This window comes from Mesorhizobium sp. WSM4814 (assembly GCF_055811595.1).
On record NZ_JBVVQT010000007.1, the window covers coordinates 244,557 to 263,474 of the forward strand.

General features: G+C 63.5%; 18 protein-coding genes. 8 read left to right on the forward strand and 10 right to left on the reverse strand.

Going from position 1 to position 18,918, the window contains the following annotated elements:
• Positions 1–2: 2 nt before the first annotated feature.
• The 4 genes from AC0L2V_RS14390 to AC0L2V_RS14405 all read right to left on the reverse strand — a co-directional run bounded on the left by AC0L2V_RS14390 (position 3) and on the right by AC0L2V_RS14405 (position 5,573).
• Positions 3–3,122 carry an efflux RND transporter permease subunit gene (locus AC0L2V_RS14390; RefSeq protein ID WP_473520428.1) on the reverse strand — a complete coding sequence of 1,040 codons (3,120 nt, stop codon included), beginning with the start codon at positions 3,120–3,122 and terminating at the stop codon, positions 3–5.
• Between the two features lie 2 nt (positions 3,123–3,124).
• Complete coding sequence (locus AC0L2V_RS14395; protein ID WP_473520429.1) at positions 3,125–4,234, reverse strand: efflux RND transporter periplasmic adaptor subunit; 1,110 nt, start codon at positions 4,232–4,234, stop codon at positions 3,125–3,127.
• Between the two features lie 35 nt (positions 4,235–4,269).
• Positions 4,270–4,680: a hypothetical protein gene (locus AC0L2V_RS14400; RefSeq protein ID WP_473520430.1), complete on the reverse strand. Its 411-nt coding sequence runs from the start codon at positions 4,678–4,680 to the stop codon at positions 4,270–4,272.
• 434 nt (positions 4,681–5,114) lie between these two features.
• On the reverse strand, positions 5,115–5,573 hold the full coding sequence (locus AC0L2V_RS14405) for a nuclear transport factor 2 family protein (RefSeq protein WP_473520431.1): 459 nt from the start codon (positions 5,571–5,573) through the stop codon (positions 5,115–5,117).
• An 83-nt stretch (positions 5,574–5,656) separates the two neighbouring features.
• On the opposite strand from AC0L2V_RS14405, the gene AC0L2V_RS14410 reads away from it, so the two are divergent.
• From AC0L2V_RS14410 to AC0L2V_RS14425, 4 genes are all read left to right on the forward strand, one after another.
• Positions 5,657–6,235 carry a TetR/AcrR family transcriptional regulator gene (locus AC0L2V_RS14410; protein ID WP_473510956.1) on the forward strand — a complete coding sequence of 193 codons (579 nt, stop codon included), beginning with the start codon at positions 5,657–5,659 and terminating at the stop codon, positions 6,233–6,235.
• A gap of 47 nt (positions 6,236–6,282) precedes the next feature.
• The gene (gene fabF, locus AC0L2V_RS14415) at positions 6,283–7,587 is read left to right on the forward strand and encodes a beta-ketoacyl-ACP synthase II (protein WP_473520432.1); all 1,305 of its coding nucleotides are present in this window, start codon (positions 6,283–6,285) and stop codon (positions 7,585–7,587) included.
• Positions 7,588–7,657: 70 nt separating this feature from the next.
• Positions 7,658–8,473: an oxidoreductase gene (locus AC0L2V_RS14420; protein ID WP_473511203.1), complete on the forward strand. Its 816-nt coding sequence runs from the start codon at positions 7,658–7,660 to the stop codon at positions 8,471–8,473.
• A gap of 268 nt (positions 8,474–8,741) precedes the next feature.
• On the forward strand, positions 8,742–8,942 hold the full coding sequence (locus AC0L2V_RS14425) for a hypothetical protein (protein WP_023797709.1): 201 nt from the start codon (positions 8,742–8,744) through the stop codon (positions 8,940–8,942).
• Positions 8,943–8,965: 23 nt separating this feature from the next.
• Here the strand turns inward: AC0L2V_RS14425 and AC0L2V_RS14430 are convergent, their stop codons facing one another.
• The 6 genes from AC0L2V_RS14430 to AC0L2V_RS14455 form a co-directional block, all read right to left on the reverse strand.
• A complete protein-coding gene (locus AC0L2V_RS14430; protein ID WP_473510953.1) occupies positions 8,966–9,595 on the reverse strand; it encodes a hypothetical protein in 630 nt (209 codons plus the stop codon).
• Complete coding sequence (locus AC0L2V_RS14435; protein ID WP_473490797.1) at positions 9,595–10,470, reverse strand: ABC transporter permease; 876 nt, start codon at positions 10,468–10,470, stop codon at positions 9,595–9,597. The genes AC0L2V_RS14430 and AC0L2V_RS14435 overlap by 1 nt, the downstream gene beginning before the upstream one ends.
• The gene (locus AC0L2V_RS14440) at positions 10,467–11,255 is read right to left on the reverse strand and encodes an ATP-binding cassette domain-containing protein (RefSeq protein WP_473510952.1); all 789 of its coding nucleotides are present in this window, start codon (positions 11,253–11,255) and stop codon (positions 10,467–10,469) included. The genes AC0L2V_RS14435 and AC0L2V_RS14440 overlap by 4 nt, the downstream gene beginning before the upstream one ends.
• An 85-nt stretch (positions 11,256–11,340) precedes the next feature.
• The gene (locus AC0L2V_RS14445; protein ID WP_473510951.1) at positions 11,341–11,835 is read right to left on the reverse strand and encodes a cupredoxin domain-containing protein; all 495 of its coding nucleotides are present in this window, start codon (positions 11,833–11,835) and stop codon (positions 11,341–11,343) included.
• Between the two features lie 73 nt (positions 11,836–11,908).
• The gene (locus tag AC0L2V_RS14450; RefSeq protein ID WP_236391369.1) at positions 11,909–12,835 is read right to left on the reverse strand and encodes a YVTN family beta-propeller repeat protein; all 927 of its coding nucleotides are present in this window, start codon (positions 12,833–12,835) and stop codon (positions 11,909–11,911) included.
• A gap of 66 nt (positions 12,836–12,901) precedes the next feature.
• On the reverse strand, positions 12,902–14,152 hold the full coding sequence (locus tag AC0L2V_RS14455; protein ID WP_287190915.1) for an ABC transporter substrate-binding protein: 1,251 nt from the start codon (positions 14,150–14,152) through the stop codon (positions 12,902–12,904).
• Between the two features lie 226 nt (positions 14,153–14,378).
• On the opposite strand from AC0L2V_RS14455, the gene AC0L2V_RS14460 reads away from it, so the two are divergent.
• From AC0L2V_RS14460 to AC0L2V_RS14475, 4 genes are read left to right on the forward strand one after another with little or no spacing between them, the layout of a single operon-like run.
• Positions 14,379–16,220, forward strand: a complete 1,842-nt coding sequence (locus AC0L2V_RS14460; protein ID WP_473520433.1) for a (5-formylfuran-3-yl)methyl phosphate synthase — start codon at positions 14,379–14,381, stop codon at positions 16,218–16,220.
• Positions 16,221–16,223: 3 nt separating this feature from the next.
• The gene (locus tag AC0L2V_RS14465; protein ID WP_473520434.1) at positions 16,224–16,775 is read left to right on the forward strand and encodes a flavoprotein; all 552 of its coding nucleotides are present in this window, start codon (positions 16,224–16,226) and stop codon (positions 16,773–16,775) included.
• Entirely contained in the window at positions 16,768–18,162 is a 1,395-nt protein-coding gene (locus AC0L2V_RS14470) for a DUF6513 domain-containing protein (RefSeq protein ID WP_473520435.1), read from the forward strand. Before AC0L2V_RS14465 ends, AC0L2V_RS14470 begins: the two co-directional genes overlap by 8 nt.
• Positions 18,163–18,165: 3 nt before the next feature.
• A complete protein-coding gene (locus AC0L2V_RS14475) occupies positions 18,166–18,756 on the forward strand; it encodes a DUF447 domain-containing protein (protein ID WP_023797719.1) in 591 nt (196 codons plus the stop codon).
• Positions 18,757–18,918: the final 162 nt, after the last annotated feature.

Sequence of the window (18,918 nt, forward strand, 5' to 3'; positions counted from 1 at the left end):
CCCTATTCGGCAGCAATTGCTGTTTGCTTTTCCAGTTCATCCATCGAGCCGGATGGCTCCTCATGGACGTCGTCCGCAGTCGGCTTGATCCGGAACCACGCGGCATAGAGCGCGGGAAGGAAGAGCAGGATCAGCACCGTGCCGACCGCCGTGCCGCCGATCAGCGTATAGGCCATCGATCCCCAGAAGACGGAGTGCGTGAGCGGGATGAAGGCCAGCACGGCGGCCAGTGCCGTCAGGATCACGGGCCTGGTGCGTTGCACCGTCGCCTCGATGACGGCGTGATAGTCGTCGAGGCCGGCAGCACGGTTCTCCTTGATCTGCTCGGTCAGGATCAGCGTGTTGCGCATCAGGATGCCGGCCAGTCCTATCATGCCCAGAATGGCGTTGAACCCGAAGGGCTGGTTGAAGGTGAGCAGCATCGGCACGACACCGACGAGGCCAAGCGGCGCGGTCAGCATGACCATGGCCATCGTCGAGAAGGATCGCACCTGCAGCATGATAACGATCAGCATGGCGGCGATCATGGCCGGAAAGACTTTGCCCAGCGCGGTGTTGGCCTTTTCGGCCTCCTCGATCGATCCGCCCAATTCGATGCGATAGCCGGCCGGAAGGGATGCGATCAGCGGCTGAAGGGCCTTCATGATCGCCTTGGAAACCTCTGGAGGCTGAGTCGCTTCGTTGATATCCGAGCGGATCGTGATGACAGGCGTGCGATCGCGACGCTTCAGGATCGGCTCTTCGAGACGGATTTCCGAATGGCCGATCTGGTCGAGCGGAATCGGGCGACCGTCCCGGCTCATCAGTGAGAAATCCGCCAAACGTGTCGGATCCAGCCGCTCGCCGCCGGCGCTGCGTGCGACGATGGGGACGTTGCGGATGTCCTCACGAACCTGCGTAACGGGGATGCCGGTGAGCAAGAACTGGAGTTGCTGGCCCACTTCCGCCGGCGACAGGCCGATGAGGTTCAGTCGATCCTGATCCGGGACGAAGCGGAGCACGGGTGTGCGATTGCCCCAATCGCGGTTGGCCTGACGCACGTCCGGGACGCCCCGCATGATGTCGAGGGCCTTCTCGGATATGCCGTAGAGTTGCGCGGGATCAGGTCCGATAATCCGGAACTCGACCGGAAATGGCGTGTAGGGGCCGAACACGAGTTGCGTGACGCGGACATTGGCCTCGGGTGCAAGCCCCTCTGCCACCGCCTCGCGCAGGCGGTGCTTCAACACCTCACGCGCCTCGGCGTCCGGGGTCAGCACGACGATCTTGGCGAAGGCAGGATCGGGCAGTTCCGGCGCCATTGCGAAAAAGAAGCGGGGTGCGCCCTGACCGACATAGCTCGTGACGATCTTGGCCTCGGCCTGGTCGTCCAGCCAGCCTTCGAGCTTCTCGACCGTAGCGGTCGTCGTCTCGATGCTGGTGCCTTCCGGCAGGCGAACCTCCACCAGCACTTCGGGTCGGTCGGATGTCGGAAAGAACTGCTGTTTGAGAGAGCCCATGCCGACAACGGAAAGCACGAAGGCGATAGCGACGATACCGGAGATTGCGAATTTGTGGCGCACGGCAAACGTGATGAGCCGCCGCAAGCGCCGATAGTTCGGCGTGTCGTAAATCGCTTGGTGACCGCCTTCGACCGGTTTGATGTCGGGCAGCATCTTCACGCCAAGATATGGCGTGAAGACAACGGCGACGATCCAGGAGACGATGAGCGCAAACCCCACGACCCAGAAGATGTTGCCGGCATACTCGCCGGCCGTCGAGCGCGCGAAGCCCACCGGCAGGAAGCCGGCGATCGTCACCAGCGTTCCGGACAGCATCGGCGCCGCAGTGTGGCTCCACGCATAGGCCGCCGCCTTGATGCGGTCCATGCCTTCTTCCATTTTCACCACCATCACCTCGATGGCAATGATGGCGTCGTCCACGAGAAGACCGAGCGCCAGGATGAGGGCGCCGAGCGTGATGCGGTCGAAGAACCGGCCGGTCTCCAGCATGATGAGGAACACGACGGCTAGCGGCAGGGGGACGGCAGCCGCCACGACGATGCCGACGCGCCAGCCCATGCTAATCAGGGCGATCAGCAGCACCACGCCGAGCGCCATCGCGAATTTCATCATGAACTCGTCAACCGCCGAGGTGATGTTGACGGCCTGGTCGCTCACCTTGTCGAGCGTCATCCCGAGCGGCAGCGTCTGTGCGATAGCCGCCGTCCTGTCCTCCAGCGCCTTGCCGAGCGCGAGACCATCCCAGCCCTCCTGCATGACAGCCGCGAGCATGATGGTGGGCTCACCCTGACGTCGGATGAGGTATGTGGGAGGATCTTCATAGCCGCGCCGGACTTCGGCGATATCGGAGAGCTTCAGCGTCCGCCCCGCGGCGGCAATCGGCGTGTCGGCGATCGCCTGAACGCTGTCATAAGCGCCATCGACCCGGATGAAGACTCGCGGCCCCTTTGTGTCGATCGAGCCTGCCGGCGTGAGGGTGTTCTGCCGCTGCAAGGCGGCGACGATGTCCTGTGCCGATACGCCGAGGGTAGCCAGCTTGGCATAGGAAAATTCGACGAATATCTGTTCGGGACGTTCACCAAGGATGTTGATCTTCTTGACGCCGGGCACGTGCAGGAGGTCCTGGCGGATCGCCTCGGCCTGCCTCGCCAGCTCACGCATCGGCATGCCCTTGGCCTTCAGCGCATAAAGGGCGAAGCTCACATCCGAATATTCGTCGTTGACGAAGGGGCCGAAGACGCCCGACGGCAGGTTGCGGGCTTCATCCCCGAGCTTCTTGCGGGCCTGGTAGAACTCCTCCTGCACGACTGATGGCGGTGTGCTGTCCTTCAGCGTGACCATCATATACGCATAACCCGGCCGTGTGGTCGTCTCGACCCGATCGTACCAGGTCAGCTCCTGAAGCCGCTTCTCCAACGGTTCGGCGACGAGCTCCTGCATCTCGCGCGCCGTCGCGCCCGGCCATGCCGTCGTGACCGTCAGGGTTTTGATGGTGAAGTTGGGGTCCTCCGCCCGCCCGAGCATGACGAAAGCGTAGGCGCCGGCGGCCACCAGCAGGAGGATGAAGAACAGCGTGACGGCGCGTTCACGAACGGCGATCGCGGAAAGATTGAGGTTCATTATCAGTTGCCCCTGATTTCGGACGCAGTCCTGACGCGAGCGCCCTCCTGCAGGAGATGGGCGCCGAGCGAAACAATCGGATCGCTGGAGTTCAGTCCGGAGACCACAGCGGTTTCGCTGGTCACACGAACAAGCTTGACGGGCTGAAACTTTACGGTCGAGGTGGCGTTGTCCAGGACCCAGACGCCAGTCTTCTCGCCGTCATCGAGCACGGCTCCCAGCGGCAGTTGGACTTCGCGCTGGCGTGCCTGGCCCGCAAGCCGAATGGTTACCGTCGCGCCAAGCGGTGCTGCCGCGGCCTCACCGTCGAGCACATAACGGGCCTCATAGGTACGGGTCCGGGCATCGGCGGAGTTCGACAATTGCCGCAGACGTGCCGTATAACGACGTCCGTCGCCGCCATATACGCTGGCCTCGGCCGCCGACCCAATCGCCGGCCGGATCGTTTCGGGAAGCGCGACCACCGCTTCGCGGGAGCCGGCCTTGGCGATCCGGACCACTGTCTGGCCGGCGGAGACGACCTGTCCCGGCTCGCCAAGCGTTTCGACCACCGTTCCATCCGCGTCCGCCAGCAGGACCGCGTAGATCGCTTCGTTCTCGGCGACCCGTGCGTCGGCTTCGGCGGCGGCGAGTTGCGCCTCGGCCGTATCCACCGCAGCCTTCGCCTGCTCGTAGCGCTGGCGGGGGACCCATCCATCCCTAAGCAAACTGGCGTATCGCCGTTCATCCGGTTTCGCCTGAACGACTGTTGCGCGCGCTGCGGCAACGGCGTTGCGCTTCGCCGTGAGCGCGAGGCGAAGGTCGGTGTCGTCGATGCGCATCAGTGGCTGACCAGCTTTGACCCCCTGACCCACATCCACGAGCCGCTCCACGATCTTGCCGGGGACGCGGAAACCGAGATCGCTCTGCACCCTCGCCCCGATAATACCGGTGAACCCGCGTTCGGATCCTTTTACCGGCGCTGCCGTCACCAGTCTGACGATCGGCGCTTCCTGCCTCGGGTCGCCTACGGCGGAGGCTCCCTGCGTAGGAATGGCAAGTGTGGCAAATGCCGCCGCTCCTGACATCGCGATCAGCACGCTCCCCAGTATAACAGCGGGTCTCTTTTTCACGTTCGTCGCCTCTCAAAAAAGATTGCGTTCGACCTTTACATCGGCCCGACGGACGCGAGCCCAGCACGCAGGCTGCCGTCTGCAAGGCGGGTCGGTGCATTGGCATCGGCGCGCATGCCTGTCTCGGACGACACCGTCACCTCCTCGCCGGACCGCGAGAACGCGTAGAGCGGGCCGCGGTGGCCGGGCATCGAAAAGGCCACGGAGTCGCCGTCGGCGAGGCCCATGACGACGCGCTGCGGATCGCCGCCGGTCTTCGGCGCGAAGGTGGCGGTGACCTCCAGGCGGTCGCCCTCGGCCGGGACGTAATAGACCACCATGTCGAGGTGGCCCTCGTGCAGGCTGCCGGCTTCGATCGGGCGTCCTATGATGGCTTCCTCGGCAAACGCCGGGGCGGCAACAAACAGCGCGGCCAGAACGGAGGCGCTCAGGGTTTTGCGGATCATCTCGTATCTCCTTCTTTTAGATTTCGTTCGAACTCTATAACTTAGTTAGATTACGGATGCAATCTAAAAAATGAAAATTTTTGATGCATGTGAGTCGCATGGCGCATCGCGCAGACAGAATGGAGGGCTGCCCGATTGACGCGCTCGGTTCGGATGCCGCCAGGCAGGGCGCCAACGTGAGGCATCATTTCGAGGCCGGGGCTCAGGGAATATTCTGGGATGCTCGGTAGCTGGGTTGGCGAGGGCAGGGGCAAGGAGCCCAGCTGCAAGGCCATTCTCTCGACAATGGCCGGCGCGGTGCTCCTCTCGCGACCGTCAACGACGAGCGGCTGTCGAAGCGGTTCCCGCAAGCGGCCGTCGAGCGCGCGCTGATGGGGGTCGGCATGGCCACGGGCTAGCGTACCCGCGGTTACGCTGCGGGTCGCTGACTTCCGTTAGCCAACAATTGGTTCGGCGACAGCTTCTTCGAGGCCAGTCGCCGCCTGGGCGGCAAGACCGCGGGCCGCTGCTTGTGAATCGTAGAATTCCTCAAGCGCATAGACCTTGCCCCACCGCAGGGTGAATACGTGGAGACCACTGTTGACGTAGGACGCGTCGCCGTTGAGCAGCGTCGCGGTGCCGTCCCACTGGGCAAACACGGTGGTGTGCCACGGCCAGCCCGTCACCCAGACGTGGTTGACCGTGAGATGGAGATTGGGCAGGACGCGGCCGAGGCGCTCAAACCAGCGGCGCACGGCTTCCTTGTCGTGGCGCTCACCACCAAGCGCGTGGGCGCCGGAAACGCGGTGATGGACATGCGGCACGAGTGCTTTTACCGCCTCATCCCAGCGATGGTTGTTGACGTGGTCGAAGCTCTGCCGGATCGATTTCCCGACGATATGACTATATAGCATTTGACCTCTCCTCCAAATTGGATTGCGTTCGTACTCTATATCTGTTATAGATGTCGAACGCAAGCTAATTTAAGGAGGTCTACATGCGTGTGAGTCGCATTCAGGCGGCGGAAAACCGCGAAACCGTGATCAATGTGGCAAGCCGGCTTTTTCGGGAGCGCGGCTTTGACGGCATCGGCCTCAAAGACCTGATGCAGGCTGCCGGGCTGACCCAGGGCGCGTTCTACAAGCAGTTCGCCTCCAAGGACGATCTGGCGGTGCAGGCGTCGAGGCGGGCGATGGAGAGCGCCACGCTGCGGTGGTCGGCCGCGACTGCGGCAAAATCCGAGGATCCGCTTGGCGCGGTGATCGCATTCTACCTCAGCATGGGCCATCGCGGAGAAAAGATGGACGGCTGCCCGATTGTCGCGCTCGGCTCGGATGCCGCCAGACAGGGCAGCGAGGTGAGAGCGTCGTTCGAAGCCGGGATCAAGGAGCATCTCGAAATCCTCGGCCGTTTCATTGCCGAGGCCAATGCTGAGGAGCCCGACAGAAAGGCCATGGCCATTCTTTCGACGATGGTCGGTGCGCTGATGCTGTCGCGCGTCGTCAACGATCCGGATCTCGCCCAGGCCTTCCTGGACGCGGCGACCGAACAGGTTCGCGAAGCAGCCGGCGCTTGAACGGCGCGCGCAGCGCCGGCGGCGCAGCCAAATCGATAGGAAAATAGATGCGACGGATTGTTGTTACAGGCATGGGAGCGGTCACGCCCCTTGCTGCCGATGTCGAAACGTCGTGGTCGCGGCTCCTGGCCGGTCGCTCGGGCATCCGCAGGCTTCCGGACGATGTCGTGGGAGACCTGCCGGCGAAGATCGGCGGGGTGGTTCCCTCGCTGGAAGACGAACCGGAGGCTGGTTTCGATCCGGGTACCGTCCTGGCTGCGAAGGACCAGCGCAAGGTAGACCGGTTCATCATCTTCGGGCTCGCCGCTGCACAAGAGGCCCTCTCGCAAGCAGGATGGACGCCTGTCTCGGAAGCGGATCGCCTGCGCACGGCCACGATCATCGCGTCCGGCATCGGCGGCTTCCCCGCCATAACCGAGGCGGTGCGCACGGTCGACCAGCGCGGCGTCCGCCGCCTGTCGCCGTTTACGGTGCCGTCCTTCCTGGTAAACCTCGCGGCGGGCCACATCTCGATCCGCCATGGCTTCAAGGGGCCGCTCGGCGCACCGGTGACGGCGTGCGCGGCCGGCATCCAGGCGATCGGCGATGCGGCTCGCCTCATCCGCGCCAACGAAGCCGATATCGCCGTGTGCGGCGGAACCGAAGCCTGCATGAACATCGTCAGTCTCGGTGGGTTTGCTGCCGCACGCTCCCTTTCAACCGGCTTCAACTGGGCGCCGGCTCAGGCGTCACGGCCGTTCGACGTGTCGCGGGACGGCTTCGTCATGGGCGAAGGAGCCGGCGTGCTGGTCGTCGAGGCGTTGAGCCACGCGCTGGCGCGCGGTGCGAAACCGCTCGCCGAGCTCGTCGGCTACGGCACGACGGCGGATGCTCATCACGTCACCTCCGGTCCCGAGGATGGCGACGGGGCGCGCCGAGCCATGCAGATCGCAATTGCCCAAGCCGGCATTTCGCCGCGTGAGGTTCGCCACCTCAATGCGCACGCGACCTCCACGCCGGTCGGTGATCTCGGGGAAATGGCGGCGATCAAAACACTCTTCGGCGCAGATTCCACCATAGCCGTCAGCGCAACCAAATCGGCGACCGGACATTTGCTCGGAGCCGCCGGCGGGCTTGGAGCCATCTTCGCAATCCTGGCGCTCAGGGATCAGGTGGCGCCGCCAACCCTCAATCTGGGCGCGCCGGATCCAGCCGGCGACGGCATCGACTTCGTCGCAAACCAGGCCCGGCCGATGACAATGGACTACGCGATCTCAAACGGCTTCGGCTTTGGCGGCGTCAACGCCAGCGCGCTGTTCCGGCGCTGGACGGATGAACTCGCCGGTGCGAACGCCAGAGGCGCTCATAACTGACGCCTCCGACCTTCGTGCTTCTCCCACGCCAATCCAAAATCAGTCCAACCCAAAGAAAGAAATGATTTCCATGAACAAGACCAATCCTGGCGTCGCCCTGGTGACGGGGGCGTCCTCCGGCATCGGGCGCGCGACGGCCATAGCTTTGCAAAGCACCGGTTTTCGCGTGTTCGGCACCAGCCGTCGCGCAGCCGCCAAAAACTCCGACGGCCTGACCATGCTGTCCTGTGACGTGACCGATGACGCGTCGGTGGCGAAACTGGTCGATGACGTGCTGGCCGAGACCGGGCGCATCGATCTGCTCGTCAACAATGCCGGCATGGGTCTGTTTGGTGGCGCGGAAGAGTCCTCAATGATCCAGGCTCAGGCACTGTTCGATGTGAACGTCTTCGGCGTGCTCCGCGTGACCAACGCGGTCCTGCCGATAATGCGCCGACAAGGCAAGGGTAGGATCGTCAATCTGAGTTCGGTGCAGGGGTTCATCCCAGCCCCCTATTTCGCGCTTTATGCGTCGACCAAACATGCCATCGAAGGCTATTCCGAATCGCTCGACCATGAACTGCGCCCGTTCGGGATTCGCGTTGCATTGGTCGAACCCGCTTATACCCGCACGTCCTTTGAAGATAATCTAGCCAAGCCGGACCAGTTGCTTGATATCTATGACGCTGCGCGCGCTGGCATGAACGCAGTCGTGCGGAAAGCAATGGAAAAAGGCGATTCGCCCGAATTGGTCGCCAAGACGGTTTTGGCGGCTGCGACCGATCCCGTTCCGAAGCGGCGCTATGCCGCGGGAAAAATGGCGCGCCAGGTCAGTCTCCTGCGCCGTTTCGTCCCCGCATCCGCATTCGACAAGAGCCTGCGCAAGCAGAACGGGCTGCCGGTCTGACGACATCTAAGACACCCCGTGAAGATCGGAATCATCGACGCCGGAAACATCGGCGCCGCATTGGCGCAGCGCAACCTGAAGCAATTGCCTAGAACAACGACCGGCGGTTGTAGGTGTTAGATAAGCGATATGTTATATTGCGGTGCGAAAGAGCGGGGGCACGTCCTTTCACACCCGTAAGCGATCTGTATGTGCGACCCTGCAGACTGGTCGGTATCACTGAAACTCCCGGGCATGGGGTTCGGGATTCGATGGGGGTAATGGGGCAATGCTTTATACGCTGGTTATGATGGTCTGCTTGACGGATGTGCCGCAGACCTGTGAACAACGCGAACAGATGGTGGACGGCCTGGCGATGAACCCAGGGACCGCCTTCATGCAGGCGCAGCCGCTGGTAGCCCAGTGGATCGAGACGCATCCCGGTTATTTCGTGCAGCGCTGGCGCGTGCTGCCCGGCCGGGGAACGTAAGATCCGTTGCGGAAATAGAGGGTCTACTTCTTCGCGGCGAGGGTTTCCGAGACGGCCTTGGACAATTGATAAAGCCGCTGCTCGATGATCGTCGGCACTTCACAGACGTAAGTCAGTGATTGGACGCGTTCATTGAAAATTCGCGTTGCGAATTTCAGCTGCTCGGTTCGCCGTTCGATGTCGTCGGGATTCGCATCCGGCTTTGCCCGCAACGCATCGACGTTGGACGCTTCCTTGCGCAAGGCGGCGGCCATTTCGAGCTGCTTGTGGGCGTAACGGGAAATGCCTGAGATCACCTGCGAACGCTCGGCGTCCATGTGATCGAACATGCCTTGCACCAGCATCGCCATTTTCGGCGCAAGCTGCTCGGCCGGCAGCGAGGCGGCGAAATCCTTGATTTTCTTCTGGGCTTCGGCAATCGGCATCCGCCGGGCCGCCACCTCCTCGACCAGGCCGGAGACGGCAGGGTCCTTCGAAAAATTCTTCGCCGCTGGCGGAAGCTCCGGCCCGTTCCAGATCTGGCCGAGCGAGAGTTGCGGCACCTTGCGCTGTATGCAGGGCCAATCCGGATCGGTATTCGCTGCCCTGGCGTTCACGCTCGGCGCGAGCATGGCAACCACAGCCAGGCTGCGAACAAGGCTCATTCGTGCCATCAGCCATTTCCTCCGGTGTCTTGTTTGCGGGTCACCAGGCCGCGCGAAGGGTCGTAGGCGATGATGGCGGCGGCAAGGAACAGAACAGTGCAGCCGGCAACGACGCCCAGCGAAAGCCACTCGATCTGGCCGTAGAAGGCGAAGCGGATCAGTTCGACGGCATAGGTGAACGGATTGGCGAGGCAGATCTTGTGCAGCAGCGGGCTCGCCTCCTGGATGCGCCACAACGGGTAGAGCGCCGGCGAGGCGAAATAGCCGGGAAAGATGACGAAGTTCATGATGCCGGCGAAATTTTCGAGCTGCTTGATCATCGACGACAAAAGCATGCCGAGCGCGCAAAGCATCATGCCCGACAGGAACAGCGCCGGCAGCACCATGAGATAGCCGATCGGCGGCGCCTTGACGCCCCAGAACCAGGCAACGATCAGGAACGCATAGACCTGTGCGATCGATACGGAGACGCCGGCGAGCATCTTCGACACCAGCAGGAACCAGCGCGGGAAGGGGCTGACCAAAAGGGTGCGCATGTTGCCCATCTCGCGGTCATAAACCATCGACAGCGAAGACTGCATGCCTGAGAACAACAGGATCATGCCGCACAGGCCCGGCGTGATGTAGACCTCGTAGAGCACGTAGGTCTTGTAGGGCGGGATGATCGACACGCCGAGCACCTGCCGGAATCCGGCGGCAAAGATGAACAGCCAGATGAGCGGCCGAACCAGCGAGGATATGAAGCGCTCGCGCTGGTGCAGGAAGCGCAGGCATTCCCGCAGGACGACGCCTTTGAGGCAAATGAGATAGTGGCGCAGGCCGAATTTTTCGAACTTTGCCGGGATGATGCCGGCGACTTTTTCGGGCATTGAAGGAGCGCTCATGGCGATATCCCCGCGGTGCCGGCCGCCTCGATGCGGCTGAGCCTGGAAAAGGCGTCGCGGATCGAGCCGGCGCCGCTCGTCCTGACGACATCGGCCACCTTGCCCTTGGCGACCAGTTCGCCCTGGCTCAGCACGACGACATGGTCGCCGTCGTCAACCTCGTCGATCAGATGCGTTGCCCACAGCACGCCGATGCCCTCGGTTTCGACGAGCTTGCGGATGGTGGCGAGAATGCCGGCGCGCGACTGGATGTCGAGACCGACCGTCGCCTCATCGAGCAGCAGCAGCGACGGGCGGTGGAGCAGCGCCCTGGCGATCTCGATGCGCCGCATCTGGCCGCCGGAAAGGCTGCGCGCCTTGTCATGCTGACGGCCCGGCATGTCGACGATATCGAGCAGCGCGGCAATGCGCTGCCGGGCCTCGCGTCCGCCGATGCCATGCAGCGCGGCGTGGTAGGAGAGGTTCTGGTAGACGCTGAGATCGAGGTCGAGCGTGCGCGCCTGGAACACGATGCCGACCCGCCTGAGCGCCTCGCCCGAAGCGCGGCTGACGTCATGGCCGAAGATGCGGATCGATCCGCGGCGCGTGTCGTAAAGATGGCTGATCAGCGAGAACAGGGTCGTCTTTCCTGCGCCGTTGAGACCGAGAAGAACGGTGAACGTCGCCGGCGCGATCGAGAACGAGACGTCGTTGAGCGCCGGCTTCGAACCATAGGAATGGCTGACGGCGGCGACGTCGAGCGCCGCCACCTGATCTCCCGGTCCGCTTGTCCTCACATGCTGCACGCCGGCTGGCTCCCTTGTCGTCGACAATAGTCTGGCCCAAGTCTAGCCCACGGGGCGCGATCGCGCAGGTCCTGCTTTTCAAACCTTACTTGATCGTGATCGTGCCCTTCATGCCCTTGTCGGCGAGGTCGGGCACCGACCATGTGTAGATGCCGGGCCTCACGGTGGTGAACTGTACCTGGATGGTGCCGTCGGCGTCGAATTCGAGCCATGCGGGTGCGCCGTTCATGTGCACCTCGAGGTCGTTGATGACGATCTGGTTGTTCCACACATTGCGGAACAGGTCGGTGTGGAATTTGTACTCCAGCCCGCCGGCCGCGGTGATCTTCCAGCGATAGCCCTGGCCGGCGATCAGCTCAAAATCCTTCTGGTTGGCGGTGAACTGGTCTTCCTTGCTGCCGAGGATAAGTTCCGGCACGTCCTTGCTGGCCCGGGTCGCCTTCTCGGCTTTCGGACTGGCCTCCGTGCTGGCCGCTCCGGCGGCGGCGTCATCGTCATCGCCGTCCTGCGCCGAGACCTGGCCCTGGGTGAGCGCCATGCTCACCAGCGCGGCGAAAGCGACTGCCCGAAATTTCCGCATGATTTCCTGCCCTTCTGCTGTTTTTCTGTCGGCTTGATTCACTTGGTTTATTCAACGGTTCATTTGGCGGAATTCAATTGGGCGAGACGACGACGCCCCACGGCAGCGCGCCGACGGTCACCGACTGCACCGGCTCGTCGGTCGCCACGTCGATGAAGGTGATGTCGTTCGACACGCCGTTGGTCGAGATGATGGTCTTCTGGTCCGGGGTGAAAGCAAGCTGCCAGACGCGTTGGCCGACCAGCACGTATTTCTCGACCTCGTATGTCTGGGTGTTGACCACCGCGACGCGGTTGGCCGGCCCGAGCGCCACATAGGCTTTCTTGCCGTCGGCGGTGATGCGCACACCGACCGGCTGGATGGATTCGGGCCTCAGGCCGGCAACCTCGAAGGTGATCTTCTGGACGACTTCGCGCGTTTGATTGTCGATCACCGAAACCGTGCCACCGATCTCGGCACTCACCCAGGCCTGCTTGCCGTCGGGGGTGAACTCGACGAAGCGCGGACGCGCATCCACCAGCACGTTGTCGGTGATCTCGTGCGTCGACGTATCGATGAAATGCGCCATGTTCGTCGTTTCCGACGTGTTGACCATGGTCTTGCCGTCCGGGCTGACACCCATGCCCTCCGGTTCGACGCCGACCGGGATTTCCGCCAGCACCTTCTTGCCCTCGATGTCGATGACGGTGACGAGATTGTCGTCCTCATTGGCGACATAGAGCGTCTTGCCGTCAGGCGACAGCACGAACAGCTCCGGGTCGGGCCCGGAAGGCAAGGTGTCGACGATCTCCAGCGACGCCGTGTCGATGACCTCGATCGAATCATCGTCGCTGGCGCAGAGATAAATGTGCTTGCCGTCGTGCGAGATGGTGATGCCGCGTGGACGCTGCCCGACATTGACGGTCTTCACCACCTGCATCGTCGCGGTGTCGACGACGGTCATTGTATTGTCTTTCTCGTTGGAGACATAGGCCATGTAGGCCGACGCCGGACCGGCCATGAGGCCGGTCGCAACTATGGCGAGTGCGCAAGCTCGTCTCTGCACTGAAATTCCTCCCGAACTTTTCTACTTAAGCACGCATTTTGTTTCCGGCTCATCGACCCCGAGCGTATCGAGCTCCGACAGTTGGTGCAAAAATCCCTCCTGCGGCGATGTCGAGACGACCGACCTGGTGTCGCCGAGGAAGATCGGCTGCCGCAACTGCTGGTTCCATTTGCGGAAGGTCAGTTTCTGCCCTTTGAAGGCGGCGATCGAAAAATCGTCGGAGCGGATGAAATCGGCCATCTTGCGCGGGTCGGCGCCCTGCGTGCGGGTCGCCGCCTCGCCGAGGATGCGCACCGCGGTCCACGCCGCCATGTCCTTCGACACCATGCGGCGGCCGTTTGCCTTGGCGAAGCGGTTCTGGATCTGGGTGCCGCCCCATTGCTCGCTGGCCGGATGCCAGGCCAAGGGGGTGAGGCCGGCGGTGCCGGCGACCGGCCGCGGAATCCAGGTGCGGAACGGAACGTAGGTGCCGAACACCTCGCTTTCGTCGGCGACCAGCAGCACATCGTGCTCCGGCAGGTCCTGGGTGAAGACAGGCATCTGCCGCTGGATCTGGACGACGCCGGAATCGGTCCGCCGCGCCGTGCCGGTATCCTCGAACAGTTTTTCGCCGACGATCTCGCCGCCGAAGCGCGTCGCCGCCCGGCGCAGCGCCTCGGCAAAAAGCTGGTCGCGCTCGTGCGAGCCGTAGATCAGCACCCAGCGCCGCCATTGCTTCCAGATGAGATACTGCGCCAGCCCGTCGGCCAGCATGCTGCGCGTCGGGATGGTGTGGAAGATGCTGGCGCGGCATTCCTCCTCGCGAAGACTGTCGTCGGTGGCGCCAGCGTTGAAGATCAAAACGCCGTTGTCGCGGGCAAGATCGGCGATCGACAGCAACTGCCTGGCCGAGAGGTCTGCGACCACATAGCGGTTGCCCTTGGCGATCATTTCCTGGAAGGCCGGGACGACATCGGCATCCGGCTTCACCTCGGTCACGTCGAGGCTGAATTTCTGGCCGAGGAAGCTGCCGGTCGTGTTGTTGTCGGCAATCGCCACATTGCCGCCGGCAACGCCTTCATCGCGCGGCGGGACGTCGAGCACCGACAAGGCCAGCTGCGGCGCATAGGCGCGCAAATAGCCTATCTTGATCTCGGTCAGCTTTTTTTCCGGCTTGGCCGTTGCGGCCGGCTGCTTGCCCGTCGCTTCCTGGGCGAGCGCGCCCGCAACGTTGACGGTCAGGGAAAAAAAGCACAAAAAGGCCGCCAGAGTGCCCGGCACCGCGCTCGTCATCGATAAAATTACCCCGTTCTTGCGCTAAAGTCCGATTGTTGTCGGAGCGGCGCGAAGTCAAGGTGCCCGTGATGAGCTTAGCTGACCCGCAAATTTTATCAAACCCTGAAAGTGGACTGCTCACGTCTGCTTTAGTGCCATGCCTGCTCGCCCGAACGGCGGCCGAGCGGATTCTGGTATTCGGGCCCAAAAGCGTCCTTTTCCTCATGCCGGAGAAAGTCCGTCAATGACCAGAATGCTGGCCAGCATCACCGGCGTCGACGAGGCGGAGATCGCGCTTTCAGGCGGTGCCGACATCATCGACCTGAAGGATCCGAAGGCGGGAGCGCTGGGCGCGGTGTCCACGCAGACCATCCGCCGGACGATTTCGCTGATCGCCGGCCGGGCGCCGGTCAGCGCGGTCTGCGGCGACCTGCCGATGGAACCGGAGACGATCCGCGCCAGGGCCGAAGAGATCACTGCCGCCGGCGCCGATTACGTCAAGATAGGTTTGTTTCCGTCGGCAAATGTTGCGGCTTGTGCGGCGGCGCTCGCGCCGCTCGCCCCGCGAACGAAACTGATCGCCGTGCTTTTCGCTGACCTGGCGCCGGATTTCGAGCTTCTGCCGATGCTTGCCAAACATCGCTTCCATGGCGCCATGGTCGACACTGCCAACAAGGCCAACGGGCGGCTGCTCGACCATCTGCCGCCCGAGCGTATCCCGGGATTCGTCGATCGAGCGAAATCGCTCGGCCTCATGGTTGGGCTGAGCGGATCGCTGGAAGCCCCTGATATTCCACGCCTGCTGCCCTTCGCTCCCGATTTTCTCGGCTTTCGCGGGGCGCTGTGCGGCGATTCCGGCCGCGTGGGTTCGATCAGCGCCGAGGCGGTTGCGCAGATCCGCGAACTGATCCCGGAAGCATCCCGGGCCGGCGGCGCGTCGAGCGTCGACTACCGCCTGCTGGCGGCGAGGGGCTATTCGCCGGGCACCGACCCGACACTGGGCACCGACAAGATCTTCGTGCGGGACTTTGTCCTGCCGGTCCAGATCGGCGCCTACAGTTTTGAGCACGGCCATACCCAAAAAGTGCGTTTCGACGTGACCGCCGACGTGCTGCAAGTCACCGACCATCCCGAAGACATGCGCCATGTGTTCTCCTACGACATCATCATGGACGGCATTCGCACCATTGTTGCGCGGGGCCACGTCCAGCTTAGCGAGGCCCTGGCCGAGCAGGTGGCGACCTACATCCTGGAGAACCCGCGTGTCGTGCGGGTCACGGTAAGGGTGGAAAAACTCGAACTCGGCCCAGGCGGCGTCGGCGTCGAGATCGAACGCAAGCGCCAATCGGCAGGTCGCGGCGTCGCCTCCGGCCCTGCCGGTCGAAAAGACCAAGGCGCTGCTTCCCGGCCGCGACAGGAAAGGCCCGAGGCGATCAGGCGAGCCGCCGTCAAGCCGTCCGTCGTCAAGCTTGGCGGCAGCACCGTCCATGCGGCGGAACTGGAAAGCTGGATCGCGGCGCTGGCGGGTTCCAAGCTGCCGATCGTCATCGTGCCCGGCGGCGGCCTGTTCGCCGACCAGGTGCGCGAGACGCAGATTTACATGGATTTTTCCGACACCGCCGCCCACGCCATGGCGATCCTCGCCATGGAGCAGTTCGCCCAGGTCATCCTCGACCGTGACGAAAGGCTGGTGCCGGCACGGTCGCTGGAAGAAATGCGGCGGGCGCTGGACGCGGGGAAGATCCCGGTGTGGCTGCCGTCGTCATTGGCGCTGCCGGCGCCGGACATTCCGGCGTCCTGGGATGTTACCTCCGATTCCCTTGCCGCCTGGCTTGCCGGCAAGCGCGGCGCGAACGCGCTGCTCTTGATCAAGCAGACCGGCGCCTTCTCCGGCAGCGACACGATCGACAGCCTGGCGGTCAGAGGCATCGTCGACGCCGGCTTCGCCGCCATGCTGCCCGACGGTGTCGATGTCCATCTCGCCGGCCCGAAAGATGCCGCCGAGGCCGGGGCGCTGCTCGCGGCGGGCACTCTGCCCGGCATTGCGATCGCGGCCCCGACCCGGCCGGCAAGGAAAGCAGGGTAGGCGATGGCGACGCTGCATACGCCGCGCTGGGCATGGGTTTTGACCGGTTCCGGTCATTTTTTTACGGAGAGCTTTGCACTCATTCACCAGATCGAGCATTGCGATGTCTTCGTGTCGAAAGCCGCCAGCGAAGTGCTGCGCATGTACAAGCTCAAGCTCGATTTCCCGGAGACGACGCGCGTGCTGCACGACAAGACGGCGAGCGCGATCCCGGTCGGCGAATTCTATCACGGCGTCTATCATACGGTGGTGGTGGCGCCGGCCAGCTCCAACACGGTCGCCAAATGCGTGCACGGTATTTCCGACACGCTCGCCACAAACGTCTTTGCCCAGGCCGGAAAATGCCGGGTGCCGGCCATCGTCTTTGCCTGCGACACCGCGCCGGAACTCGAAACCATGGCGCCGCATGGGCTGGTCAAGGTCTATCCGCGCAGCATCGACCTGGAGAATACCAACCAGCTGAAGAGTTTTGAGCGAACCCAGGTGGTCGAGTCGCTTGCCGATCTCGAAGCCTCGGTCAGGCGGCGCCACGCCGAACTCGCAAGCCATGGCTGAGCGGCTGGTCTTTCTTACCGGCCATCTGGCCAAGGTCCGGCTGGAAAGGCTGCTGGCCGGACTGGGCGAAACCGAATTTGCCTGGGAGACCATCGACATAGGCGTCAAGGTCGCGGCGCTGATGAGCGAAGACATCATCAAGCGGCGACTCAGCCTCGCAGGCGGCACCGACCGCGTCATCCTGCCCGGCCGCTATCGCGGCGACATCGAGCATCTGTCGAACCATTTCGGCGTGCCCTTCGTGCGCGGGCCCGACGAGATCGCCGATCTGCCGGCCTTTCTCGGCCGCGCGGGCGAGCCGCCTGACCTTTCGCGTCACGACATGCGCATCTTCGCCGAAATCGTCGATGCGCCGATGCTGTCGGTCGAGGCGCTGGTGGCGAGAGCACGGACGCTGGCCGCGGCCGGCGCCGACGTCATCGATCTCGGCTGCCTGCCGGAAACACCGTTTCCGTTGCTGGACGAGGCGGTGCGCGAACTGAAGGCACAGGGATTTCTGGTCAGCGTCGATTCGGCCAGCACCGACGAACTGTCGATCGGCGCGCACGCCGGTGCGGACTATCTTCTCAGCCTCGATGAGAACACGCTGCCGCTGGCCTTCGATTGCGGGGCCGTGCCAGTTTTGATCCCGGCCACGCCCGGCGACCTGGATTCGCTCGGCCGGGCCATCGAAGCGGCGCAACAGGCCGGCGTCGCCTTCATCGCCGATCCGGTGCTCGACCCGATCCATTTCGGCTTTGCCGCCTCACTCGGGCGTTTCATCGAGGCGCGCCGCCGCTGGCCTGAGGTCGAGCTGCTGATGGGCACCGGCAATCTCACCGAATTGACCGACGCCGACAGTTCCGGCGTTACTGCGGTTCTGGCCGGGCTCTGCTCGGAACTTCAGATCCGAAACGTGCTTGCCGTGCACGTCAGCCCGCACACGCTGCGAACCATCGAGGAGCACGACATTGCCCGCCGCATCCTGTTTGCCGCCAAGAGTGACGGTGCGCTGCCGCGAAGTTACCATCCAGGACTGCTGCAGGTTCACGACCGCAAGCCGTTCACCGCCTCGACCGAGGATATCGCCGCACTGGCGGCGGAGGTGCGCGACACCAACTTCCGCATCATGACCGCCGAGGACGGCATCCATGTTTTCAACGGCAAGGGGCACGCGGTTGCCACCGATGCGTTCGAACTCTTTGCCGGGCTTGGCGTTGAGGCGGATGGAGCACACGCGTTCTATCTCGGCGCCGAACTGATGAAGGCCGAGATCGCGTGGCGCCTCGGCAAGCGCTATGTGCAGGACGAGCCGCTCGCATGGGGCGTTGCCGCGCCGGCTCCCGAAACCGACCGCAGCCGTCTTGCCGAAGCGGGCCCCACGCTTCGCGCGAAGAAAGAGCGCTAAACCATGCCGTTCATTCGCGAATCGATCATCACCACGGTCAACGAAGCCGGCGACGTCCACATCGCGCCGATCGGCATCATCGCCGAGAAGGACGGCTGGGTCATCGCGCCGTTCCGGCCGTCGATCACGCTCGACAATCTCGCCGAAGTGCCGTTCGCCATTGCCAATTACACCGATGACGTGCGCATCTTTGCCGGCTGCCTGACCGGCCGCAAGCATTGGCCGACCGTTGCCGTCGACGGGTTCCCGGTACCGCGGCTCGCAGCGGCGCTCGCGCATTCGGTCCTCGAAGTCGAAAGCGTGGATGACGACGCCATGCGGCCTCGCCATTTCTGCCGCGTGGTGCAGGAGGAAACGCATGCGCCGTTCACCGGCTTCAACCGCGCCAAGGCGGCGGTGCTGGAACTGGCCATCCTGGTCAGCCGGCTCGGCATGCTGCCGCGCGACAAGATCGAGGCGGAAATCGCCTACCTTTCGATCGCCATCGAAAAGACTGCGGGCGAGGGCGAAAAAGAAGCCTGGGACTGGCTGATGCAGCGGGTCGGCGATCACCTTGCGGCCGAGGATGCCAGCGGCGAGGATGCGCGGGGCTGAACCGGATATGCTGAACCTGGGTAAGCGTCCGGGCCGACGTGGTTTAGCATAGTACACGGTGGCGGTGATCTCAAACGGCGGTGTTCGTGAAGAGTTTCGGGCGCCGGCAGGCGTACGAAAGTCCCCGAGGAAGGAACCCGCGGGCCACAGGCGATGGCTATG